Consider the following 23137-nt stretch of genomic DNA (forward strand, 5'->3'; position numbering starts at 1 on the left):
TTTCAGTCGAGAGCGGGCGCTCATAAAGAAAAGCCCCGAAACGGGGAGAATCGGGGCTTTCTAACTAACCAATTATAAACCTAAATTATGAAAAGACAATTTTACTACTAAAACGCCAAACGACTATGCTGAATTGCATCGCATGTTGTTAAAATTTTGTTAAAATCCTATTTTTTGAAGTTGGGCCTGCAAAAAAGCAACGCCTACCAGTGGATGTGCTTAACGCGAGGGGCGCTATTCTTCAGGCAAAGTCTTTAACAGCTCTTTGGCAGGTACGTCCTTGATCTCGCCATCGATTTTTACCACGAGGCTTTCATCATTGGCTGCTGCTTCTTCAGCAAGTTTACGCAATGCTTTTTGAACACCAAACAGAATTTTATCGGTGAAAGAGTTTTTGTCCAGAAATAATGATGCATCAATATTGTTCATCACTTTGCCTTTTTATAATACCCCAAAGTTCGTCATTAAATATCGTTTCTCCAAATTTATCACGCTTGGCCACAGGCTGGGGGACAAGCTTCATACTATCTAAAATCACCCATCTATCACATATAGGGGTATATAAATACATCAAATTATGCAGTCCCCTAAAATACCTGCGTATGACTACATCGTCAGGGATATGGTGGCCTCCTTTGGCAACGCGCTTGGCTACCCGCTTGACGGCCTGCTCAGGTGAATCTAACCAAAAATAGAGTAACGTCACCTCATAACCTCTTTGCTTGGCATCCTTCACCAGAGCGACATAGCTACGTGTCGATAGCGTCGTTTCAAAGGCAAAGTCTGCTTCTTCATCCAGCAGTTCATGGATTCGGTTGAGCATAATCCTACCTGCTTCCAATGCTACACTCTCGGGATTAAACGGCGACAGACCGGCAGCGATATTATCGGCATTCACAAATTCTCTGCATTCGAGGATTTCTGGCAGTATAGTGTAACTAGCCGTAGTTTTGCCAGCACCATTGCATCCAGATATTATGTAGAGGTTCGCCATATTAGCTGATATAACATTGCCGTATACTATCCTTCCCTTTACCCAAGTTGCCTATCATTAAAGCTTTCCCAAATCGTGGTACTGCACATAGTAAACGATGTTCTACAATGGCGAATATACAAAATCATCCCCGAAAACTAAACTCCACCAATACCGCGATACCCTTCATTACTCATCCCTCAAACTATCCACCGGATTAGCCACCGCTGCCCGTATCGCCTGCCAGCTTACCGTAGCCAGCGCGATCATCACAGCCGCCAGCCCAGCTACGGCAAACATCCACCATTCGATATCGATACGGTAGGCAAAATCTTGCAACCATTTGTTCATCGCCCACCATGCAAGCGGAGAGGCCACCAATAAGGCAATACCCACCAGCTTTATGTAGTCGACGGAAAACAACCGGACGATACTGCCCACTGACGCTCCCAATACCTTGCGTATGCCAATTTCTTTTACACGTTGTTCGGTGGTGTGTACCACCAAGCCGAAAATGCCCAATGAAGCCAGAAATAAGGTTAACGCACTGAAAAACGTAAATAATTGCGCTTGCTTAGCCTCTTTTTCATACTGCTTTTTAACCAGGTCGTCCAACCATTCCAATTTTAATGGTTTTTCAGGATGGAATTGCTTCCATAGCTTATTGACTCCACGCATTACGTTTGCCTCATGCCCTGTTTTCACTTTAATCAGGGCATAGGCGTATTTCATATTTTCATTAGCATGTATAACCGTGGGTTTGATAGGGTCCCGCAAAGAAACACTGTGAAAATCATCTATGATACCTACAGGCGTAGCGTTCAGCGAAGGGGCAAAGACGTCGAGGTCTGCGACATCAAACAGTTTTGCTGTGCTGGCAGTAAGCAGGGCTTTTGCATGATACCTATAACGCGTTCTTGTATTCTTGTCCTGCGAAAACATCATCTCACGATTAAACCCAGTGTTTTCCTCGCGTTGGTCAAAAAGGCGTCCGTCCGAAAGATGCAACTCCAGCAACGCAGGTAAATCCGCATCACCAAAGATGACACTTACCTGTACTTGTTCGTCCGGCCGTTGAGGGTGGGTCAGGTTCATCATCATGCCCCCGGTACCCTTAGTCGGTATCCATTCTGTTAGGCTCACCCGTTTCACACCGGGGAGCCGGACAATTTCTTGTTTCAATGTATTCCCATTACCTTCGGTAATGAAAGACGGAATGCTTAAAACGTTGGAAGGGTTATATCCCAAGTCTTTATCCGCCATAAACTGCATCTGCCGCCAAATGGTAATCATACCAATGAGCACTAAAAGGGCAAGGCCAAATTGTGTGACCACCAATGCTTTCCGAATAACAGCTGCGCTGGATAGCACACCTGAGCCAAAACGATTCCTCAATGCATTATTGGCCCTGAAGCCCGACAACATCCAAGCGGGATAAGCGCTGGTAATGAGGGCAATTAAGAAAATCGTAGCAATGAACGATAGGAATAATGGCAAGTTGCCGGTGAAACGAATGGTAAGTAAGTGGCCGACAAATCCTTCCAAAGGAGGTAAAAACAGAGCGTAAAGGCCACACGCTAGTACCGTAGAAATTCCGAAAAACAATAAACCCTCGATAAGGAATTGGAAAATAAGTTGTCTCTTTTCTGCCCCCAACACTTTGCGTACACCCGTTTCTCGGAGCCGCCGCATGGCACGGGCTGTGCTCAGGTTGACGAAGTTAATGCAAGCAATAGCCAGCAGCAAAGCCGCTACCACCGAAAAGATGTAGATGTTGCTAAGGTCACCCTTCACCGATTGATAGGAAAAGTCGGATTTCAGATAGATATCCTCGATAGGTTGAAATTCATAAGTAGGCAAGCTTATTTGAGCGCTTTCAGAGGCATCGGTCAAAAATTCGCGATACCAGCGGTTAGCTTTTTTAGCAAACCCAGCCATATCTGTATTTGGCTTCATCAGTAGCATTTGTTCTTCGTAATAACCCCAACCTTCACGATTGAGAACCATACTGGAGGGCTCGGTTATCTGCAACCCATCCGCTCGGAGGTAGGTATTTGATGGCAGGTCGGCCATGATACCAGTAATCTGAAATGGTTTGGCCTCATCGTCATAGGCAGACACGCTATAGATGGTTTTTCCGATCGGGTTTTCATTCGGGAAATGGATATTGCGGAAGCGTTCTGTAATGATGAGGTTGCCTACACCGGCAATGTATTGATGTGGGTTTCCCTCCAAAATAGTAAAATCAAGCATCATCCATATGTTAGTGTCAGCTTTTATGACGCTCATCGGAATGGTTTCATCGGCGGTTTGCATTTTCCGGAAATCGTATTGCCATTTCTGTACCGCCGCTGCCCGTTCTACTTCGGGGAAGTTGTTTTTGAACTCATTGCCAATATTGGTATAGGCCGAGGCGTTCTTGCCTTCCAAACCCGCTGCGGTATCCACGGTAATAATGCGGTACAGCTCATTCTTATGCGTCCAGAAGTGATCATAAGAAAGATCATCCAATACCACCGTACCTACCATCATGCAAGCGCAAAGCCCGATGGTGAGGCCGAGGATGTTGATGGTAGCATAGGTCTTGTCCTTGACCATGGTCCGCCACGCGGTTTTGAAATAGTTCTTTATCATAGCTTACATGTATTTGCTGATTTGTTTATTATTGATTTCCAAATCTGTGCATCCGCGAAGAGCGCATCCATGAATAACCAGACGACTACTCATCCCTCAAACTATCCACCGGATTAGCCACCGCCGCCCGTAGGGCTTGGAAACCGATGGTCAGTAGAATGATAAGGAGTACCACTGAAACCGGAATAGCAAAAAGCCACCAATCCAAATCTATCCTGAAAGCATAATCCGATAACCAAGCCTGAATGCTCCAGTAAGAAATAGGCAATGCTAAGATACAGGCTACAAGGATGAGTTTTAAGGTGTTTTTTGCCAGCAGTGCGAGGATATTCTTCACTGACGCACCTAATATCTTCCGTATACCAATTTCTTTGGTTTTTTCAATAACTGTGTGTATGGAAAGCCCAAATAATCCCAGACATGCAATAAAAATAGTAAGCCCAGAAAAAATCGCGAAAAGCTTGCCAAATCGCACGTCTTCCTGGTATTGTGCTTCAAAATAGCTGTCTATGAAATAATGCTCGAAAGGTTCATGCGGATACACTTTTTCATAAGTGGCACCAATCTGCGAAAGGGTGGCTTCTAGGTTATCTATAGCTACTTTTATGCTGTAATAAGTGTCTAGTTTATAGGTCGGGTCATTTCTGACGAACATTAGGGGAAGAATTTCGTGTTGAAGACTATGGTGGTGGTAATCTCTGACTACCCCCTGTATATTACGTTCAGCGTTTCGGTTATCTCTGAATACTTGTCCTACAGCGGCTGCGGGGTCATCGAATCCCAAAATTTCAGCTGCACGTTCATTGATGACTGCGCCTTTGTCAGTGTCAAATCGACCCGCCAACAGCTCCAACCCATAAACTTCTGCATAATCATTATCCGCTGTTAACACATCAATTTTATTGTTATCGTAAACTTCGCCCAATTCTATCGGCCAGATGCTGCTTCGTTCACCTGGAATTGACCACGAGAGCGAAATGGCTTTTACCTCTGTATATTGGGCTGCGGCTTCTTTAAAAGGGTCAAGTTCCTCTCCTTTATTCCGTTGCTGATCATGCTCAATCCAGGTTTCAGTACGATTGCCGGGGCCTTTTACCACCACTACTCCTTCCTGGTCGAATCCCGGATTATGGTTGCGCATATAGTGCAACTGGTTGTATACCGCGAAAGTGAAAATGATGAGAATCATAGACACCCAGAATTGAAATACCACCATTCCTTTGCGCAATTGCTTTCCACTTCGGGAATACATCAATTTACCTTTCAACACCTGCATGGGATGATAACCTGACAGCACAAAAGCGGGGTATAATCCAGCGAGTAGTGTGCTTATCGGGAATACCCATAGAATGAACCACCAAAAGCCACCGCTATCATAGTTTAACGCCTTCCCGGTAATTTGCGTATAAAAAGGTATGGCTAACTGAAGAAGAATTACAGACAAAACGAGAGCAACGCCATTCAACAATAATGATTCGAAAAGAAACTGCTTGATGAGTTGGGGGCGTAATGCACCCAGCACTTTCCTTACCCCTACTTCGTTTCCTCTCGCTACCGCCTTGGCTGTCGTCAGATTGATATAATTTACCAAGGCAATGAGTAGTATCAATATTGCGATCATGGAAAGAAAAGAAATATAGGTGGCATTTCCATTCACTTTCAACTCTTCTTCCCGGTGGGAGTGTAGATAAATACCCTTCAGAGGCTGCAACGAAAAGACGGTATTTTCCCTAAGCGCTGTCGGTCCTTGTTGAGCCACATATTCATTTATCTTTTGAGAAAACACATTGGCATCGGCGCCGGGCGTTAATTGTAAATAAGTATAGACTCTGTGCCCTCCCCATGTTTCCATAAAATCTTTGGCCCAGCCAGTTGATAGGGTAGCAAATGAAGCCAAGAAATCATATTGAAAATGGGAATTTTCCGGAGCATCGGCCATGATACCGGTAATCACTAGGGAGAAACGATCAAATTCATTGATATATTCCAACGTTTGCCCGATGATCCGGTCATTCTCTTTCCAATCGTTCCCGAAAAGTTTACGGGCTGTACTTTCAGTCAATACTATTTTATTCGTGCCATCCAGGGCATTTTGCTTATCCCCTTTAATCCAAGGAAAAGAAAACATCTTCAAAAAGCCGGGGTCAGTGTAAAAACCCCAATGAAAATTTTGCCTGATGGTATTCCCTTTTAAATCCTGCCAACCTAATGTACTGGTGGCTGCCTGTCCGCTCCAGGGGAGGATGAGCCGGGTAAAATGGACTACTTCCGGATAATTCTTTTGCAGTTCGTGACCTATTGGAGGAGGTGTTAATGTGGTTTTACGGGGTGGACCATTTTGATCATCGGTGCTTATCCGGTAAATATTAGACGCATTGACATGAAAATTATCATAGCTCCGTTCAAAGCTGACATACTGCAAAATGAGCAAAAAAGCTGTCATACCTACAGCCAGCCCAAGAATATTGATCAGGCTGAAGACTTTGTTTTTTAATAGGTTGCGCCACGCGGTTTTGAAATAGTTCTTTATCATAGCTTACATGTATTTGCTGATTTGCAGATCAGCGCATCGGCGAATTTGCGAATAAACAGTCTATTCATCCCTCAAACTATCCACCGGATTGGCCATTGCGGCTTTAATCGATTCATAACTGACCGTGCATAGTGCAATGGCCGTCGCGGCAACGGACGCCAGCACAATGACCATCCATCCTGCATCAACCCGGTAAGCGAAACCACTTAACCAACTATCCATGGCGTACCAAGCAATCGGTGTGGCAATAACGATGGCAATAAGGATAAGTCTAATGAAGCTCCTTGAGAGCAGGTACACGACATTGAAGACAGTAGCCCCCAATACTTTACGAACACCAATTTCTTTGAAACGTTGTTCAGCCATGAAAGCCGACAAACCATACAATCCCAAACATGAGATAAAAATGGCCAGCCCGGCAAATAGATTAAACAGGCTGCTCAAGCGTTGTTCTCCTTTATATAAATTATCCAAATCCTGATCTAAAAAACCGTAGGAAAAAGGGTGTCCCGGATTTAAACTAGTGTTTATCTCTTCCAGCGTTTTGATTGTGGCCTCTGTGGATCCCGGCTGGGTGCGTACCACTACGGTACCTCCCCAGTCATTGAGTTGCATAATTATCGGCTCAATAGCTTGCTGTATCGGTTTGAAATTGAAATCCTCGACCACACCGATGATAGTCCCCGGCCGGTCACGATAGGATATCGGTTTGCCTACGGCAGTTGTCGCATCAAGGCCCATGATTCCAGCGAATTTTTCATTGATGATATAGTTGCTCGAATCCCCTTTGAAATCGGTGGAGAATGCGCGACCGGCGGCCATTTTCATTTGAAACACATCGAAAAAACGTTCACTTACAGCCATATTGGGGACTACTAATTGCGAATTGGGGTCTTTCCCCTCCCACTGTATATCGATATCGCCAGTCACTATATTGGTCGGCAAAGCACTGGTAATTGTAAAATTGGCTGTTAACCCGTTTCGTGCCAACTCGCTTTTATAAGCTTCCTGTTTATCGAACATTTCACCGCGCATCTGTACGTAGATCAAATTTGATTTTTCGTACCCAATGTTCATGTTTCTGATATAATGCAGTTGGTTATATACCACTACGGTGCCTATCAATAATCCAATGGACACGACAAATTGCAACACCACCAACGTATTCCGAAAGATCAGATTCCCATTTCCACCTAGTTTTGTCCCTCCCCTTAAAACATTGAGCGGCTTGAAACCCGACAAGAATAACGCAGGGTAGCTACCCGATATCAGTCCCGTAAGCAAGGCAATCCCCAGCAAGGCTAGCAATAGTTTCCCTTCAAAAATACTTATTCCCAATGTTTTACCAGCTAAATAATTAAATGCCGGTAAAGCAAGCCAAACTAAAGCGATGGCAATAAGGAGTGATATAAAAGAAATAAGAATAGATTCCCCTAGGAATTGTCCAATCAATTGGTTCCTCCCTGCACCGACTACCTTGCGCATGCCCACTTCCTTAGCCCTTCGTGCGGAGCGAGCCGTAGAAAGGTTCATGAAATTGATACAGGCTACGGCCAGTATGAATATAGCCACCAAGAAAAGGATATTGACATATTGAACATTGCCATTTCCAGGCAATTCAATTTGGAGATGGGAATGCAGATGAATGGATGTAAGCGGTTGGACATGATACATGATCTTTAATTCCAATTCAGGAACATGCTGCTTATAGATATCATCCATCTGTTTTTCCAACGCGACCAGATTCGCTTTTGTTGGCTTAAACGTTTTGTCGAGTTGGATGTAAGCGTAAAAATTAAAATTATCCCATGTGTTGTTTACCAAGTCGCGATTAGTTTTGGCGATGGCCGACATGGGCATGATGTAATCAAACTGCAAATGAGAATGTGGAGGTACGTTAGCTAAAACGCCCGTTATGGTAACCAAATCGCTGTTGTTCTTTTTCAGTGTCTTGCCAATGGGGTCGGCATCACCAAAATATTTTTTCGCCAAATCCGCTGAAATTAAGATGGCATCGGGGCGCTGCATGGCAGTTGTTCGATTCCCCTTGACCAATGGAAAAGAAAACACTTCCAAAAGGGTCGAATCAGCATAAAACCCCTGTTTTTCTTCAAATTTTTTGTCACCATACTCCAACACGTTCGATGATGGTTTGCTAAAGCGTACGGTATTCGTAATGGCTGGTATTTCGGCTTTTAACCCGGCTGGCATGCCTGCGGGATTTACCGCCGCCTTAAACTCTTCCGTAGCCTCACAGGTAATGCGGTAGATTTCATTGGCATGGGTGTGAAAGCGATCATAGCTTTTTTCATGTTGCACCCACAGGAGTATCAAGATGCTGGATGCCATACCAATAGCCAGCCCTGCAATGTTCAGCAGGGAAAAAGACTTGTGCCGACTTAAATTTCTAAACGCGATTTTGAAATAGCTCTTAATCATACCTCCTCCATAGCTAACAGCAGAACCACCCACACCTACTGCGCCAAACATACAAAATATTGATATACAGGTTTATGTGTCAAATGATAACCTTAAAAGTGTTCGATTCCGAACAGTAGCCTGTTCATATACGGACATTTTAGGTGCCCACTAGGAGATGATCCACTGTATAGTATCTTCGACACCACGCATGCCACGCTTTCGTAGTCACCCATGATATCGTCAAGAAATGTCAATGTTTATGTGGATGAGGTCTCAAATAATCGACAGTCCCATAAAAAATATACGGCAATGCTGTCTTTTCCCTTCATTTATCTTTAATATTGTGTTTCAAACAAAAAAATTAAATCGTAATGAACATCACATTAGAACAGGCCGAGCGGGCCATAGCGGCGGCCAAGGCGAAAGCAGCAGCGTTAAACACCCTAATGAACATCGCTGTCGTAGACAGCGGAACCAATTTAGTGGCATTTGTCCACATGGACAATGCCTGGTTGGGGTCCATCGATATTTCACAAAAAAAGGCTCGTACGGCTCGCTATTTCAATATGCCTACCGGCGAGATAGGCAAGTTATCCCAACCTGGCGGTTCGCTGTACAACATTGAGCATTCCAATGGTGGACTGATCACGTTTCCCGGCGGTATACCCATTAAAAATGCGACAGGGGAGATTATCGGAGCCATCGGCGTATCCGGCGACACCGTTGAAAACGACCATGCGGTAGCGCAGGCAGGCGCAGATGCCGTTTCATGATCGGACGATGACATTATTATCAATTAAGTGTCGAGCCATTCGTTGCGCAAGCTTTGGGTATGGCGATCAAAACTTTCAGCATCCTCTTTAGAGAAAACATTTCTGTATTGCACGCTCTAACCCCCAATTCCTTGAGCAGGCGCTTCACCATTGGGTCTAATCCTCTTCTGCCTGCACCAACACCAACTGTCCATACAATTGATTGAGCAACGCGCAGGGATCCATGTCAATGGCTTTGGCAATGAGGTAAAGCTCATCCGCCCTCAGTTTGCTAGAATGGTTTAGTGTTAATTCATTCATCCTGGCTTTGCTGAGTCCTGTACGTCTGGCCACCATCGACTTATTCACCGACCGTTTTGCCAAAATTTCCCCTAATGCTGTCATAAAATTCCATGCTTTTGTATATGTAAATATGCAATATGTGCGGAAAATGTGAACAAGAGTTTGTTTTATTGAAATAATACATATACATTTGTATAGATTTTCTATACGATATTTTGAATATTTAAGCTAAAAGCCATGAGTACTAACCAACAAACCCTTGTAGAACGACTGACCCAACGCATGGATCTCCATCGCATTTTTATGTTTTCCTATCCGTATCTGGAAGAAGAACGACAGCATCTCCTGCTGGTGGTCAACCCGGTGAAAGGGCTTGCGCCCAAGGCCATGGCACCCATTGTGTCGCTATGCATGTCGGACGCGGAGGATATTCCCTTTGACATGGTGCTCGCCGGCGAATGGCAGAACCAATTGAAGCTGGGCAGCCTATATTACACTTATGCGTCTTTGCCTCATCACGAATTGTATACGGCCTCCAAAAAGACTAATCCGCTATTTTCTCATAAAACCATCACCGGACTGCTGGAGCTCGCAGCGCTCAATTATGAAAAATGCCGGAAGGGATCGGATGAATTCAGGGAAGGCGTAAACAACTTCATCGCCAAGGGTGACCTTGGCCAAGCTGCCTTTATGCTGCATCAATTTCTGGAGCTGCGCCTCAAGGGTTTCCAGGCCACGGCGGGCATCAACGGGGGCAAATCCCACAATATTGAGCACCTGATGAAGACTGTACGTGGGGTGGCTCCGCAGCTGTTGACCATTTTTCCCTATGATAGCCCTTCGGTCGAACTGTTCCGCCTGTTGGATCAAAGCTATGTTAAGGCCAAGAAGCAGGAGGCAATAGAAATCACCCAAGATGAATTCGGTATTCTGCTGGATAAATGCGAGCAAGCGAAGGGCGTGATGGACGGTATGGTGGCGGCGATGGTGGAGCGCATAACCGCCTATCGGGAGCAATTGCCGCCCGAGACCGTAAAATCCGAGGAAACGACCGGTGCGCAGCAGGCCTCCAAACCGACGGTAGCTGCCGCAGTCCCAACGCAGCTGATCTGTGAGGATTTCTCCGGCTTCCCCTGGCCGCAACAGTACAAGGTAGATACCAATCAATTGCTGGAAAAGATCCGCAAAAACCACAACCCCGAGCAGATCACGATGCTGAACTACCGCACTGGTAGCTTCACGGGAGGTAACTTGTTTCAACAAGATGCGGATGATGAAAAAGGAGGGTCCAAAGTCGAGCTCTATCTGGTTGTATTGATGAAAAACACAGGCCCGTTCCATTTTAGATGCATGAAGGTTGGCGTAGCCAGCGCAATGGTGGTTTACCTGAACGAGCAATATGTGAAAAAGAAGCTGGCCGAAGGAGGTCGATTCGTCCACACGCTTTGGACAAAGGGATGGGTGTTGCGCAAGAAATCGACCTTTGAACCTTCGTTTGCGGTGGCCGAGGTGGATTGGAACACGGAGTATGTGCGCATTTCGGAGGTACGGGAGAACGCGAAGACGTGCATGGACAACTTGAATGCCGTCATCCAAAACACCGCTAATTTGAAACTTGATACTGGGCTTTTACTTCTGCGTAACCTTTTGGAGATCGGTGTCAATACATACCTGCAATGTGCCGTGGGGTTTATGCCAACCCGCTTGCACATCTCCGAACTGTTGGATTGGAGCGGTATCGCTACGATGAAACTCATCGACTACTTCCATCCCAAAAGCGATGTCGAAAAGGAGCGCCTGCGACTGGCCGTCATTCCGGAATTCGTATGGTGGCAAAACATTCCTATGGGACTATCGAAAACACTCTTGTCGTTCCATCGCACCCGAGCCAAAGAAATCGTCCACTTCTTTGACGGAGTTTGTGGGGAGGCATTGGAAGAGGTAGCGAGGAAGTTTGAAAGCTATCATGAATCCCTTACAACAGAATAATCGGTGCCAATTAAACACGAATGCAATGGAAAACATATATCTCAAAAGTCCAGATGAGTTCTGGAAACAACAGGAATACCTGATGGAAGGAATCCGAGAAGCATTGCATTATGACGATTACGAATCTTTTGCCAAAAAGCTATGGGATTTGACAGGTTGGGTTACCTCGCAACCGGCGGAACTTCCCGATGAAACGGTTGATAATCTATCCTGAAGGCTATAGTAAGCAGGAAGAAGAGGAAAAAGGTGATGGGGATGACAAAAATTAAACGGACAACTAAATTTACAAAGCAACTAATGAAAAACGATTTTACCTACCAAATCCCAAAAGATGATGACGAATATGTCGATCATCTAACCCATGAATTTCTTTGGCCCTTTCAGTTTTTTGGCTATGAAGAACTGCGAAAACAGTTGTGGTCGTTGACAAAAGCGGTTACTGCGCAAGACCCTGAACACGATTATAAGACACAGGATTACTCCAAAGTAATCGAAATGTTGAAGGAACTAATAAACAGCGCATGGATATTTAAAGACCGCATGAAGAGGGAGGAATACACCCCTCCTTTACTTAACGTTGAATGGGTAACGAATCCTTTCCGCCAGAAGTCAAAACATCAGGATCCGGACTATGGTAAACGAAATAGACCAGGGGTGGTTGCAAAAGGGGGATTGCAACATTTGGGCACGCAGGAAATAAAAAACTTCATGATTGCCTTAGATGATTTCTTTTCCAGAATAAGCGTCGTCGAATGGTGTCTATTATTGGATAAATGGCAGGAGTACGCCAATAAATGGGACAGTATCGCATCATCAGGTTGGGACGACCAGCCTTTGGACACATATGAAAATCTGTTAAAGCTTGTTGAGATAGCTTATTTGGTGCGTGACCTTTCCTATTGTGAGTTTCTTCAGGAATGTGCGCCCCACAACGAGCATTTATTTGAAGACGATTATACGATCATACATTTAGATGCGGGAAATACTGGAAAATACAACCCGCTAGAGCATATCAACTGGATTATGCATCGGTATAATGCCACATTGCTTAAACAAGAAATCGACGATTGGTTTGATTGCAGTATTGAAAAAGATCAGATATGGAGCAAAGCGGAGCCGGGAAAGTTAGTTGGTATCTACGAAGATGTCGCTACGTTGTTAGAAGGAGCATGGTTGTTGACGCAAGGTGATGAAGTGCCAAGTTCGTGGCTTGATCCGGACACCTATGAGCATTTTGAAGGGCCCAAACTGGAAGAGGGACAACGGTTGAAAGAACATCATTTAACCGAAAATCAGCTTGCGAATCCTCATCGGGCTTTATCGAAAATCTATCGCAGAACGGGAGTCGGCCTGGCAAGACAACAGCTTCGAGATATGTTGCGTTGGGCGTTACAGAAAGAGTTTAAGGCATATAATCCGTTTAGCGAATTGCGACAAAAATTATTCAAAATTATTGAGCTGCTGTATTTGATTAATATTGATGTATGCAGTCGTTGGACAAGGCCCCTAAATAAAGAAACTGAATCAACTAAATAAACGCTGACCATGCCCTTCGCCAACCACACCCCTTACGACTACTTTCCCCGCAGGTTGCACCCGCAGGGAATCGGTAATCCTTATCTCGCCGTTCACCAATTCTTCGATTGGGAAAACCTGCTGGAGTGGCGTAACCAATTGGATAAATGGCTGTACGCTGCTATAAAATCAGGTTATCAGCTCAATCGCGATGAACTCATGGAGCTGTTCGTTCGCTACGAATTTATCGAGCTATTGGTGGAAGCCTTATCCCTTGTGCGTCGCTTGATGGACAGTACTTACATGCCCGACCGGGAATTATTGCTCAGTATGAGAAATGATAGTGATAAACTGATTCCTGATACAGTTAACACTGCCCACGGCTATTTCAACAACGGCCATAATCCCAAGAAGTTCGAACGTGAAGAATACTACCCATTCCACCTGAACGCTGAGGAAAAGGAAAATCCGCATCGAGTTATCCGAGATTTCTTCGATTACCAGAACCTACCACAATACCGGGATGCGTTGTATTGATGGTACATCGTGGCCATCAACTACACCTCGGCCGACGATAACCGGGGCAGCGACTACATATATAAAATACACGAAAAGTTCCTAAAGGTCATTGAATCCGCACATTTGATTCATGTTCGGGCAGCGAGTATAGACGACAGTTGACAAACTATCGGTGCGTGGCTACTATTGATTGCCGGCGAAAAGTTCGCTATATTTGTACTATGAGTTCAAAAGACCAAAAAACAACGGCAGACGGCTATGCGTATTTAACCAAACGGACATTGCTGAGTAAGGCAAAAGCAGCCGGAAAGAAGGCAGCACGGTCTGCTATGGAAATCATGGGTTATGTCCTTGTGGCCGAAGATGGTTGGATAGTACGCAAAAATGCTGATGGAACAACCGAACGGGTCGAGAAAATCCCATGCTAAACCTACCATTCCGACTAAGGGTGTTTGCCGGCCCCAATGGTTCCGGAAAAAGCACTATAATCAATGCCGTACGCAATTTGGTTATCGAAGGGAAGCCCATCGATTTTGGTTATTATGTTAATGCGGATGATATCGCCACGATGTTACGCAAGGGATCTTTTTCTTTCGAGCCTTTCGCGTTGAAGCTCGATAAAGTGGATTTCGTCAATTTTTCCTTCAATAGCGGCCTGCTTGATAAAACGACTAAACAAACCGATTTCACATCCACGTTCCGTATCACGGAGGATGCCTTTACAATGATTGCCCAAGATAAAATTGAACACCTTGCGCAACTACTTGCCCGGTTTCTTCGTGAGCAATTGTTGCTCAATCGGAGACGCTTTTCTTTCGAAACGGTTTTTTCCCATCCGTCCAATCTGGAAATCATGAAACGCGCTGCAGAAAACGGTTATAAGGTATACCTATACTTTGTGTCTACAGAATCCGCAGCCATCAACAAATACCGTGTAAAACTGCGGGTACAACAGGGAGGCCACAACGTTCCGGAAACTAAAATCGAATCCCGATACATGCGATCGCTTGATTTATTGTATAACGCTGCCGAATTGGCCTACCAAGCCTATTTCTTCGATAATTCGGTAGACGGAGAACCTTATAAATTAGTGGCCCATTTCCGGCAGGCTGACGGGGAAAAAGTTTGGGAAGACTTTCCGAGTGACCCTGTTCCCGCTTGGTTTCAGCGGTATTATCTAGATAAACAAAGGTGAAATAAGTAAGGAAGCGCTTAAAAGCGGAATCGCCCAAAAGTCGCAAAGTGTTTTCCGCAAGTGTGTTCCCAAATTGGCGAAGGCACAATTGATGTATTGGATTCTACCCATGATTCGATAACCGCTCTACGCTACGATGTAGGAGAAATTTGGAATGCAGCGGGTGTGTTTGAAGATGTAGACCGAGCGTTGAAGGTTGCGAAAGCCGTTTTAGAAAAGCGAACGGAGTTGTTGTTTGAAACGCAGGCAAATAAAGTTGGCTGACTGTGGATGATAGGGTGAAGTCGAAGCGGTATAGAAGGAAATAAATATTTACAGTAGTTTTGTATCTTTGTATGAAAGCAATGAGTCATGCAAACAGTACTTATCGAGTTAACGAACCAAAAGGCTTACCGGCTCCTCAAGGAGCTGGAGGATTTGCAGTTGATACGTCTTGTAAACACGCCATCTAAGTTATCGACTTTGCGTAAGCGACACCCCAAAATCCCGATGACCTGCTAATTTACCAACAGTTTGTGGCCAATTCTGCCATTATCGGGGTAGACGAGCATGTCATCAGCGAAACAATTAGGATTCGCAAAACTCACAAAATAAAATTGCCAGATGCACTTATTGCTGCGACCGCTATTGTCAATAACCTGACATTGATTGCAGACAATGATAAAGATTTCCTCATGGTTTCTGCACTTAAATATATCAACCCCAAAAACCATTAAACATTGTAAGTCAAGAAGGTTGGTTGATCGTTGATGATAGTATTTACATGCCGAGGAAAAGAAAAATCCACACGGTGTTATCCGAGATTTCTTCAAATACCAAAACTTACCCCAATATCGGGATGCGCTGTACTGGTGGTATATCGTAGTCATCGATTACACCTCGGCTGACGATAGCCGCAGCATGATGCTCCGTCATGGGCGTCGACCATAAACGTATCTCCCAACCCATTCTTTATCCTCGACGAGCCCATTACTGTCCGAGTATTGCTACCGTGAGGTGGGAGGAGTGGTTTCCACCATGGTATATGCGATGGGTCGCTTTGATAAAATCTTCATCCTTGGCATGGTAGATATCCAGAAACTGCTGGGGGTTGCGATCGACCAGCGGAAACCACGAACTTTGCACCTGAACCATGATGCGGTGGCCTTTTCGAAACGTGTGCCCAATGTCGGGCAGGCTGAAATTGACGGGGGTCACCTTGCTGGGCACAAACGGTTCGGGATGCTCGAAGCTGTTGCGGAATTTGCCTCGCAGCACTTCGCCACGTACGAGCATCTGGTAGCCGCTCAGGTTTTTCCCCTCCTGCCCCAATCCGGCAGCGGTGGTATCCACGGGATGTTCGTCGATAAGCTTGACCACAAAATCGGCATCCGTTCCGGTCGTAGATGCAAAGAGGCTGGCCAGCAGTGGACCGGCCAAGGTGATGTCTTCGGTGAGGATGTCTGACCGGTACACCATAACGTCTGGTCTTGTCGACGCGAAGCGTTGGTCGTCTATCATGTATTCACGACTACGGCGTTGCTGCACGCCCGCTTGGTAAGGCACCGGTGACGCCGGGTCACTGACATACTCGTCATATCCTGCGGCCGTTGCTTTCTCGAAGGTCAGCCGGCCATCGGCATTTAGAAACAATTGCTTTGATATGGCTGCTTTGGGAGGCCAGGTGTCAAAGTGCTTCTATTCATTGCTGCCCGTCAGAAAGACGGTAGCTTCGGCGGCGTCAAATGCGCCCTTCCCTTTCAGGTAATGGTTGAAGAACGGTAGTTGGAGGTGTTCTTGGTACCAAGCACTGGTTGGCTCATGGAACCGGATATCGCCGAAAAAGTCACCCACGCTACGCACCTATCCGCCATGGAACCAGGGGCCCATGACCAAATAGTTGGCAGCGTCAGGGTTATTGGCTTTGATATGCTTATACACTTCGAAAGGTCCGAGGGCATCTTCCGCGTCGAAAAAACCGCCAACGGTCATCACGGCCGGTGTCACATCCGTGAGGTGCCGCACAATCTCCCGGGCCCGCCAGAACGTATCGAGTGTGCCATGCTTCATGAGGTCGTTCCAAAATGCTACGCTGTCTCCGAAGTACCGCTCTCTTACATGAGGCAGGGCCCCAAGCTCCAGGAAAAACTGATAGTTGTCGTGGTAAGAAACCTGCACGGCATTGGTAAACTGGTCGGAGGTAATCGGTTGGGGTCTCGGCACGCCGAATCGACTGTAGAAATTGAACGCGTCCATCATGAAGAAAGCTCCGTTATGGTGGAAGTCGTCGCCCCTGAACCAGTCTGTCACCGGTGCCTGCGGCGATACCGCTTTCAGTGCGGGGTGTGCCTCTGGCAGGGAAGCAGTGGAGTAAAAGCCAGGGTACGAAATACCATAAATGCCCGCCCTGCCATTGTTATGGCCGATGTTGTTGATCAGCCAGTCGATCGTATCATACGTATCGCTGCTCTCGTCCGTGTCTTGGTCACTTTGCTTGTTGGCGATATGGGGGCGGATATCTTGATAAGTTCCTTCGCTCATCCATCGGCCCCGCACATCCTGGTATACGAAAATATACCCCTCGCGGGCAAAATTGGAATCCGGCCCCAGCGTGGTCTTAAACTCATCTTCCCCATAGGGCGCCACCGTGTAAGGCGTGCGGTTGATAAGGAATGGATAGCTTTGGGAGGTATCTTTGGGGATGTAAATGGAAGTAAAGAGCTTCACACCGTCCCGCATCGATATATATTGCTCAATTTTCGTGTAGTGCTGTTTAATATATTCGGCTTCGGTAGTCGGTGCTGCGGTGTCGCATCCTCCAAGGACCGCGACCAAGTATAGGAGCAAAAAGATGAATTTATGCATGGCAAAGGGCTTTGCACAAAGATAAGATTTAAGTAGTATGGGGCAATGCTTCCGTCATAAAATTCAAACCTTTATACCGATAAACGTCCTATTTGTATAGAAAAAGTTAACAAAAGTTTGAATAATTGGAATATTATCTATATGTTTGTATAGATAATCTATACTATTCGTATGTTTTTATGCTTTTCGATGGAAATAAATAAACAAAATCTGGTGGATCGTTTGGTTCAGCGCATGGATCTCGAACACATCTTTCTTTGCAATGGACAGTATGGTCGCCTCGTTGGTGGAGCATATCTGGAGCAGCTATCGCCGGCAGAGGTAACACCGGAAGAAAAGCACCTTATAAAATGATTTTTATGAAACCTCAAGTGACTTCTTATGCAGGTATGCTCGACCAAAGCAGTTTCAAGCAATGGTACACTTATCAAAAACTCTGCGCCAACCATCAATATGATGCGGAGGAGGTATCATTTTTGATGAGTAAACCTCCCTTTTATTTTCGGGATTATGCAATGCTTGCTTCCGGGTCAAAACTCACCTTTGATGACACGCATATTCTTTCGGAGATCTTCCATGGACCGTGGCCTAAACAGCTGGACTTTGATAAAGACGATCTCGGCATGTTCGAAAAGCGAATTGTCCGGATAAAACTGATAGGTAAGCCCAGCGCAATTCAATATCTCATTACCATACCCTGGACGATCAAAGGGAAAGGGAACGTAGGCAAACTATCGTTTCGCGAAGAAAAGCGAGTCATAACTTCCGAAGATGAAAACGAAATACGGCAACATATTGAGCTTTACTTGAACAAATTAATTAGGTATGACTTCTTTCGTTTAGGTCGACCTGCATTGGAAGTTTACCGGGAAATCGAGGAACGTTGCCAGTGGTCTCCGCTGCTCCGGCCCCTGTATGTCAAACAAGCGCTTTACCAACAAATCAGTACCGGTAAGCTTACATTGAAGATGCACTGTGGCCAATTGCATTACCAATACTGCGGCACAGATTTTCTGAATTATTTCGGGCGCTGAAATACTTCGGGAAAACAGTTGGTAGCGCATCGCTCGCTAACTGAAGACTGGTTCATTTGATGCGTAGACATCCAGACCATCAGCCCTGGAAATTCATTGTTTTTCAAATTTGCTTTTTTGCCCTGACATAGGGTTGTCAGTGGATACGGATAGCTTTGCCTCAAGAAACAACAAATAAATACGTATCAAAATGGATATCATTAAAGAACTATTGACCGAATTGGAAAGCGAAGGAGCGACAACCCGCAAGATGCTGGCACTAGTGCCGGAAGACCGATTCGATTGGGCACCACACCCCAAAAGTATGACCCTAAAACAATTGGCTACACACTTGGCCGAAATTCCATCTTGGTATGCGTTGGCTGTGGATCAGGATGAGCTGGATTTCAATGAAGGTGCTTATCAACCCACATCGATTACCAGCAATACCGAGTTACAGGCTTTGTTTGAAAAAGCTTATCGAACGGGAAAGGCGGCGTTGCAACGCTTGCCGGAAGCTGCGCTTGACAAGCCTTGGATTATGCGGGGCGGTGACGCCGTGTACTTGGATACCACAAAATATGGTATGGTTCGCCACGCATTTGCCCAAACGACACACCACCGTGCGCAATTAGGGGTTTTCCTGCGCCTCTTGGATATCCCAATACCGGGAAGTTACGGGCCGAGTGCAGACGAGATGGGGTAGCTGGCGTAAGTTCAAAGTTCGTGCATTTGCATGTATAGCTAATTTTTCATAAATTTGTGTATGGCCACAACAATAAATTCCCCCTTGAATGAGCAACAACTTATGATGTTGCGGTTGTTCAAAAAGCCGTTGCCCGATGCTGATTTTCAGGAGTTACGGAGATTAGCTGTCAAATTGTTGAGCAAGCAACTCGATGAAACCGTTGAGGATTGGGAAACTGAGAAGGGAATCGACAGTGCTTATTACGATGAATTAAGCAAGGGGCATTTCAGGAAGTCTAAATAACGCTATGCGGGTCGTACTCGAAACGAAGCTATGGAAATAATGGGCTGTTATTGTGGCCGAAGATGGCTGGGTAGTGCGCAAAAATGCCGATAAAATTATCAATCCAGCATACTATAAATCAAGCAATGTAATTATGGCAATCTCTTTAACAACTGCCAACCGATGATCATTTGTAAAAAAATAATCCGCTTGATTTTCTAGTGCGGTTGCAATTTGTATCGCATCGGGCGTTTTCAAGTTATATTTTGCTCTTAGTCGGGCTGCACCTTCGGCAATATCATGGGATATCTCAGCTAAGTTTATACCGGAAGCGCTTAAAAGAATTTCTTTGTATTGAGATACCAGTTTAGGTTTCCCTTCCTTTAAAGGTTTAACCAATACCTCCAGAAGTGTAATCGAAGAGGTAATAAATGTAAAATCGCCGTTGTCATTAGCGACAAAACATTCCATTAGCTTTTCCTGATAGTCAGAATGCCCCTCAATGAAATAGATAAGTGGAGCCGTATCTAAAAATACGGCCTTTTGATAGAAATCCTTTATCACCACTGTCTTTCCTGCTCGATATATTCGTCAATATTGATCTTGCTCCAAAGTGATGAGCCAATGCCAGAAATAGAGCTGAGTTTAGCTTTATTTCTTGTCGTATCGGATTTGCGAATTAATAATGCCAGCTTTCCCAATAAACTCAATTGATCTGCCCTATCAAGCTGTTTAACTTGAGTCAGTATAGTGTTTATGTTTAAATCTGCATTCATATTACAAAAATAATAAATATTATCCAAAATAACCAACCTGGAAACTGGTAGGCCAAGTTACTCATTTTATATACCCTGCCACACACCGTGTTATCCGGGATTTCTTCGACTATTTCTTTAGTAGTTAGTACTTAGTAGTTAGATAATAGACATCAGACGTTAGACGGGTCTGCCTTTGTTCTTTTATCCTTATTCTTTGCTCCTGAAATCCTTGCTCTCGTTGATTTACCATCACTCATCCCTTAGTGAGTCGACCGGATTCGCCACCGCTGCCTTGATCGCTTGGAAACTCACGGTCAATAATGCAATCATCACCGCCGCTAGCCCTGCCACGGCAAACATCCACCACTGGATGTCAATACGGTACGCAAAATCAGTCAGCCATTTGTTCATCACCCACCATGCGATTGGGGAGGCGATGAGCACCGCAATCAGTACCAGTTTCACAAAATCCTTCGAGAGTAGGCTCACAATGCCGGTTACCGAAGCCCCCAACACTTTACGGATACCGATTTCCTTCATGCGTTGCTGGGCGGCATGGACAATCAGCCCAAATACGCCCATGGCCGAGAGAAATAGCATCAAGCCACTGAAGAAAGAAAACAAGGTTTGTTGTTTTTGTTCCGCTTCATAGTGTTTGTCCAGGATATCCGATACCCATTGGGCATCCAACAGGCGGTCTGGATAAAACGTTTTCCATAAGCTGACCAAGGATTCTTGCGCCTGTTGCTCCATACCGGGCGTAGTCCGTATGAACATATAAGAATAGTCGGGGTCCGCTTCGCCAAGGATGAAAACCGGACCCAATGCATGATGTAACGCTTCCTTATGGAAATCCTTGAGAATACCCACCGCCGGATAGCCTAGTTTCGGTATGGGTATGCCTGTTTCCGTAATCCCCAGCATCTTCGCAGTTGACGTTGTAACGAGCGCTGAACGTGAATTGACATATTGTTCTTGCTCGGCTTTATCCATTCTCCAGGTTGACTGCATGTCAAAAACATCCGTTCCATAACGAGGGTCTAGATACCTGCCCTTTTGGAGTTCGAACCCGAGCGTTTGCGCAAAATCAAAATCGGCAATAATGAAGTGAATTTCTAATTTTTCACCTTCCTTCATCGGATGATCTACAGTGCTGTACAGCGAAGTGGTGCCATTCACAATATCCCACCCAGCGATGCTTGCCGCCTCAATACCGGGCAGCTTCTTCAATTCAGTTTTGAAGGTTTCTCCTTTATTCTCCCAATTACGGAGTCCAATATGCAGGAGGTTTTTCTTTTCGTAGCCGATATCCTTGTTGCCAATGTAATTAATTTGGTGCTGTACCACAAGTAACGCAACCACTACCGCTATGGCTATGGAAAATTGGACCACAACCAATGCTTTCCGCATACCCCCTGCGCTAACGATGCCATGTTGGAAGAGTTTCCCTCGCAGGGTATTGGCGGGTTTAAATCCGGACAACAGCCAGGCGGGGTAGGCGCCGGTAAGGACACTTACCAAAAAGATGAGTATGAGTGTAGATCCGAGTATATTGGGATTTGCCAACAGCGAATGGGTGAGATCATGCCCAAGGAAACCCGCCACTATGGGCAGACCGAGTACATAGAGGCCAATGGCAAATGAGGTACTGATCAGGAAGAATAATAAAGATTCCGTCAAGAATTGCAACGCCAGTTGGCTTCGTTGGGCTCCCAAGATTTTGCGTACGCCTGTTTCCTTAAGCCGTTTCATCGCCCGCGCGGTGCTTAGGTTCACAAAGTTGATACAAGCAATAACCAAGAGTAACACACCTACCCCAATTAGGATATATAGTGTATTCCGGTTGCCTTGCACCGCAATGCTACTGTCATAATCGGAGTTTAGGTATACCTCTGTAATGGGTTGCAGCACATGGGTTACCTGCTTTTTGTCAGGATTTTCGAAATAATTATTTATCCAATCGTTTATTTTATGGTTAACTGTGGTCGCGTCGGTCCCTTTTTTGAGCAGGTAATACATGTTTGTATACGTTCCACTGCCATCCTTAGCCAATTGTCGGTTTGCCGGTTTGGTCAACATGATGGCATCAGCCCGAAGATGGGTGTTTTTTGGAATATCTTTGATGACCCCTGTAATGACTAATGTTTGTTTCTTTTGGCTCCATGAAGGCACATCTTCGATGATCTTGCCAGTAGGGTCTTCACCTTTGAAATATTTGTCGCGGAAGCTTTCGGTAATCAATAGGTTCTCATGCCCCGCCACAAAACTCGGCAGCCGACCATTAAGGGGTCCGAAGTCAAACATAGACAGCGCATTGGTGTCGGCATTCAGTACATGTACCATTACGCCATCAGGATTGTCCAGACCGATGCGGAAACGTTGTTCGCCTGCTCTGATAGAAGCGTATTGTTCCACTTCCGGAAATTGATCTTTCAACGCTCTCCCCAATGCCTCCAAGGTGTACGCTTCTCTTTGGTGGAAACCGTCGCCCATTTTTTTGTTCGCATACATTTTGTAAAGGTCGCCCGATCGGCTCCAGAATTTGTCATACGACTGTTCATCGATAACTACAGTAAAGACCAACATGCAAGCACACAGCCCAATGGTGAGGCCGAGGATGTTTATGGTGGCATAGGTCTTGTCTTTGACCATCGTACGCCAAGCGGTTTTGAAGTGGTTCTTTATCATATTGTTTCGCTAATTTGTTTATTATTGATT

The 23137-nt window shown here is 45.4% G+C and carries 26 protein-coding genes and 1 pseudogene; 14 read left to right on the forward strand and 13 right to left on the reverse strand.

Translation table 11 applies throughout. The features are described 5' to 3' along the window. Positions 1-234 precede the first annotated feature (234 nt). From NF543_RS03250 to NF543_RS03270, 5 genes are all read right to left on the reverse strand, one after another. Positions 235-429: a DUF8506 family protein gene (locus NF543_RS03250; protein WP_257666669.1), complete on the reverse strand. Its 195-nt coding sequence runs from the start codon at positions 427-429 to the stop codon at positions 235-237. Continuing rightward, positions 416-994 (reverse strand): ATPase, encoded by a 579-nt coding sequence (locus NF543_RS03255; protein ID WP_257666670.1) that lies wholly within the window; start codon positions 992-994, stop codon positions 416-418. The genes NF543_RS03250 and NF543_RS03255 overlap by 14 nt, the downstream gene beginning before the upstream one ends. Before the next feature lie 168 nt (positions 995-1162). Further along, on the reverse strand, positions 1163-3607 hold the full coding sequence (locus NF543_RS03260) for an FtsX-like permease family protein (RefSeq protein WP_257666671.1): 2445 nt from the start codon (positions 3605-3607) through the stop codon (positions 1163-1165). 85 nt (positions 3608-3692) lie between these two features. Further along, entirely contained in the window at positions 3693-6140 is a 2448-nt protein-coding gene (locus tag NF543_RS03265) for an ABC transporter permease (protein ID WP_257666672.1), read from the reverse strand. Between the two features lie 60 nt (positions 6141-6200). Further along, positions 6201-8630 (reverse strand): ABC transporter permease, encoded by a 2430-nt coding sequence (locus tag NF543_RS03270; protein WP_257666673.1) that lies wholly within the window; start codon positions 8628-8630, stop codon positions 6201-6203. Between the two features lie 302 nt (positions 8631-8932). On the opposite strand from NF543_RS03270, the gene NF543_RS03275 reads away from it, so the two are divergent. After that, positions 8933-9334 (forward strand): GlcG/HbpS family heme-binding protein, encoded by a 402-nt coding sequence (locus tag NF543_RS03275; protein ID WP_257666674.1) that lies wholly within the window; start codon positions 8933-8935, stop codon positions 9332-9334. A gap of 156 nt (positions 9335-9490) precedes the next feature. Here NF543_RS03275 and NF543_RS03280 read toward each other — a convergent pair whose 3' ends face one another. Continuing rightward, positions 9491-9718, reverse strand: a complete 228-nt coding sequence (locus NF543_RS03280; protein ID WP_257666675.1) for a helix-turn-helix domain-containing protein — start codon at positions 9716-9718, stop codon at positions 9491-9493. A gap of 135 nt (positions 9719-9853) precedes the next feature. Here NF543_RS03280 and NF543_RS03285 point away from each other — a divergent pair, with 135 nt between their 5' ends. The 9 genes from NF543_RS03285 (at position 9854) to NF543_RS03325 (ending at position 15550) form a co-directional block, all read left to right on the forward strand. Further along, entirely contained in the window at positions 9854-11605 is a 1752-nt protein-coding gene (locus NF543_RS03285; protein WP_257666676.1) for a HEPN domain-containing protein, read from the forward strand. A 25-nt stretch (positions 11606-11630) separates the two neighbouring features. Beyond that, complete coding sequence (locus NF543_RS03290; RefSeq protein ID WP_257666677.1) at positions 11631-11819, forward strand: hypothetical protein; 189 nt, start codon at positions 11631-11633, stop codon at positions 11817-11819. Between the two features lie 41 nt (positions 11820-11860). Further along, positions 11861-13141: a hypothetical protein gene (locus NF543_RS03295; protein ID WP_257666678.1), complete on the forward strand. Its 1281-nt coding sequence runs from the start codon at positions 11861-11863 to the stop codon at positions 13139-13141. A 9-nt stretch (positions 13142-13150) separates the two neighbouring features. Beyond that, positions 13151-13657 (forward strand): hypothetical protein, encoded by a 507-nt coding sequence (locus NF543_RS03300; protein ID WP_257666679.1) that lies wholly within the window; start codon positions 13151-13153, stop codon positions 13655-13657. A 203-nt stretch (positions 13658-13860) separates the two neighbouring features. Beyond that, entirely contained in the window at positions 13861-14067 is a 207-nt protein-coding gene (locus NF543_RS03305; protein ID WP_257666680.1) for a hypothetical protein, read from the forward strand. Continuing rightward, complete coding sequence (locus tag NF543_RS03310; protein ID WP_257666681.1) at positions 14061-14834, forward strand: ATPase; 774 nt, start codon at positions 14061-14063, stop codon at positions 14832-14834. Before NF543_RS03305 ends, NF543_RS03310 begins: the two co-directional genes overlap by 7 nt. A gap of 60 nt (positions 14835-14894) precedes the next feature. Next, positions 14895-15098, forward strand: a complete 204-nt coding sequence (locus tag NF543_RS03315; RefSeq protein ID WP_257666682.1) for a hypothetical protein — start codon at positions 14895-14897, stop codon at positions 15096-15098. Between the two features lie 87 nt (positions 15099-15185). Continuing rightward, positions 15186-15335, forward strand: a complete 150-nt coding sequence (locus NF543_RS03320) for a hypothetical protein (protein ID WP_257666683.1) — start codon at positions 15186-15188, stop codon at positions 15333-15335. A 14-nt stretch (positions 15336-15349) separates the two neighbouring features. Then, on the forward strand, positions 15350-15550 hold the full coding sequence (locus NF543_RS03325; RefSeq protein ID WP_257666684.1) for a PIN domain-containing protein: 201 nt from the start codon (positions 15350-15352) through the stop codon (positions 15548-15550). A gap of 106 nt (positions 15551-15656) precedes the next feature. Here NF543_RS03325 and NF543_RS03330 read toward each other — a convergent pair whose 3' ends face one another. The 4 genes and pseudogenes from NF543_RS03330 to NF543_RS25395 form a co-directional block, all read right to left on the reverse strand. Further along, on the reverse strand, positions 15657-15782 hold the full coding sequence (locus NF543_RS03330; protein WP_257666685.1) for a hypothetical protein: 126 nt from the start codon (positions 15780-15782) through the stop codon (positions 15657-15659). 21 nt (positions 15783-15803) lie between these two features. Continuing rightward, a pseudogene (locus NF543_RS25385) lies at positions 15804-16493 on the reverse strand (CocE/NonD family hydrolase); the annotation flags it as partial. A gap of 18 nt (positions 16494-16511) precedes the next feature. Continuing rightward, on the reverse strand, positions 16512-16667 hold the full coding sequence (locus NF543_RS25390) for a hypothetical protein (RefSeq protein ID WP_308378392.1): 156 nt from the start codon (positions 16665-16667) through the stop codon (positions 16512-16514). A gap of 9 nt (positions 16668-16676) precedes the next feature. Further along, entirely contained in the window at positions 16677-17678 is a 1002-nt protein-coding gene (locus tag NF543_RS25395) for a CocE/NonD family hydrolase (protein WP_308378393.1), read from the reverse strand. A gap of 213 nt (positions 17679-17891) precedes the next feature. Here NF543_RS25395 and NF543_RS03340 point away from each other — a divergent pair, with 213 nt between their 5' ends. From NF543_RS03340 to NF543_RS03355, 4 genes are all read left to right on the forward strand, one after another. Further along, positions 17892-18032, forward strand: coding sequence for a hypothetical protein (locus NF543_RS03340; protein WP_257666686.1), 141 nt, complete (start codon positions 17892-17894; stop codon positions 18030-18032). A 5-nt stretch (positions 18033-18037) separates the two neighbouring features. Next, a complete protein-coding gene (locus tag NF543_RS03345) occupies positions 18038-18712 on the forward strand; it encodes a hypothetical protein (protein WP_257666687.1) in 675 nt (224 codons plus the stop codon). A 190-nt stretch (positions 18713-18902) separates the two neighbouring features. Beyond that, positions 18903-19397, forward strand: coding sequence for a DinB family protein (locus NF543_RS03350; RefSeq protein ID WP_257666688.1), 495 nt, complete (start codon positions 18903-18905; stop codon positions 19395-19397). A gap of 60 nt (positions 19398-19457) precedes the next feature. Beyond that, positions 19458-19682, forward strand: a complete 225-nt coding sequence (locus tag NF543_RS03355) for a DUF8507 family protein (RefSeq protein ID WP_257666689.1) — start codon at positions 19458-19460, stop codon at positions 19680-19682. Positions 19683-19793: 111 nt separating this feature from the next. Here the strand turns inward: NF543_RS03355 and NF543_RS03360 are convergent, their stop codons facing one another. From NF543_RS03360 to NF543_RS03370, 3 genes are all read right to left on the reverse strand, one after another. Further along, entirely contained in the window at positions 19794-20225 is a 432-nt protein-coding gene (locus tag NF543_RS03360; RefSeq protein ID WP_257666690.1) for a type II toxin-antitoxin system VapC family toxin, read from the reverse strand. Then, the gene (locus NF543_RS03365) at positions 20222-20437 is read right to left on the reverse strand and encodes a hypothetical protein (RefSeq protein ID WP_257666691.1); all 216 of its coding nucleotides are present in this window, start codon (positions 20435-20437) and stop codon (positions 20222-20224) included. Before NF543_RS03365 ends, NF543_RS03360 begins: the two co-directional genes overlap by 4 nt. A gap of 231 nt (positions 20438-20668) precedes the next feature. Continuing rightward, a complete protein-coding gene (locus NF543_RS03370; RefSeq protein WP_257666692.1) occupies positions 20669-23107 on the reverse strand; it encodes an ABC transporter permease in 2439 nt (812 codons plus the stop codon). Between the last annotated feature and the right edge of the window lie 30 nt (positions 23108-23137).

It is taken from the genome of Parapedobacter tibetensis, from assembly GCF_024704835.1.
Lineage (GTDB): Bacteria > Bacteroidota > Bacteroidia > Sphingobacteriales > Sphingobacteriaceae > Parapedobacter > Parapedobacter tibetensis.

Excerpts from the sequence above, each read along its gene's own strand:
- NF543_RS03250 (WP_257666669.1), bottom strand. The coding sequence starts at position 429 with ATGAACAATATTGATGCATCATTATTTCTGGACAAAAACTCTTTCACC.
- NF543_RS03255 (WP_257666670.1), bottom strand. The coding sequence starts at position 994 with ATGGCGAACCTCTACATAATATCTGGATGCAATGGTGCTGGCAAAACT.
- NF543_RS03260 (WP_257666671.1), bottom strand. The coding sequence starts at position 3,607 with ATGATAAAGAACTATTTCAAAACCGCGTGGCGGACCATGGTCAAGGAC.
- NF543_RS03265 (WP_257666672.1), bottom strand. The coding sequence starts at position 6,140 with ATGATAAAGAACTATTTCAAAACCGCGTGGCGCAACCTATTAAAAAAC.
- NF543_RS03270 (WP_257666673.1), bottom strand. The coding sequence starts at position 8,630 with ATGTTTGGCGCAGTAGGTGTGGGTGGTTCTGCTGTTAGCTATGGAGGA.
- NF543_RS03275 (WP_257666674.1), top strand. The coding sequence starts at position 8,933 with ATGAACATCACATTAGAACAGGCCGAGCGGGCCATAGCGGCGGCCAAG.
- NF543_RS03280 (WP_257666675.1), bottom strand. The coding sequence starts at position 9,718 with ATGACAGCATTAGGGGAAATTTTGGCAAAACGGTCGGTGAATAAGTCG.
- NF543_RS03285 (WP_257666676.1), top strand. The coding sequence starts at position 9,854 with ATGAGTACTAACCAACAAACCCTTGTAGAACGACTGACCCAACGCATG.
- NF543_RS03290 (WP_257666677.1), top strand. The coding sequence starts at position 11,631 with ATGGAAAACATATATCTCAAAAGTCCAGATGAGTTCTGGAAACAACAG.
- NF543_RS03295 (WP_257666678.1), top strand. The coding sequence starts at position 11,861 with ATGACAAAAATTAAACGGACAACTAAATTTACAAAGCAACTAATGAAA.
- NF543_RS03300 (WP_257666679.1), top strand. The coding sequence starts at position 13,151 with ATGCCCTTCGCCAACCACACCCCTTACGACTACTTTCCCCGCAGGTTG.
- NF543_RS03305 (WP_257666680.1), top strand. The coding sequence starts at position 13,861 with ATGAGTTCAAAAGACCAAAAAACAACGGCAGACGGCTATGCGTATTTA.
- NF543_RS03310 (WP_257666681.1), top strand. The coding sequence starts at position 14,061 with ATGCTAAACCTACCATTCCGACTAAGGGTGTTTGCCGGCCCCAATGGT.
- NF543_RS03320 (WP_257666683.1), top strand. The coding sequence starts at position 15,186 with ATGCAAACAGTACTTATCGAGTTAACGAACCAAAAGGCTTACCGGCTC.
- NF543_RS03330 (WP_257666685.1), bottom strand. The coding sequence starts at position 15,782 with ATGGGTTGGGAGATACGTTTATGGTCGACGCCCATGACGGAGCATCAT.
- NF543_RS25395 (WP_308378393.1), bottom strand. The coding sequence starts at position 17,678 with ATGCATAAATTCATCTTTTTGCTCCTATACTTGGTCGCGGTCCTTGGA.
- NF543_RS03345 (WP_257666687.1), top strand. The coding sequence starts at position 18,038 with ATGAAACCTCAAGTGACTTCTTATGCAGGTATGCTCGACCAAAGCAGT.
- NF543_RS03350 (WP_257666688.1), top strand. The coding sequence starts at position 18,903 with ATGGATATCATTAAAGAACTATTGACCGAATTGGAAAGCGAAGGAGCG.
- NF543_RS03355 (WP_257666689.1), top strand. The coding sequence starts at position 19,458 with ATGGCCACAACAATAAATTCCCCCTTGAATGAGCAACAACTTATGATG.
- NF543_RS03365 (WP_257666691.1), bottom strand. The coding sequence starts at position 20,437 with ATGAATGCAGATTTAAACATAAACACTATACTGACTCAAGTTAAACAG.
- NF543_RS03370 (WP_257666692.1), bottom strand. The coding sequence starts at position 23,107 with ATGATAAAGAACCACTTCAAAACCGCTTGGCGTACGATGGTCAAAGAC.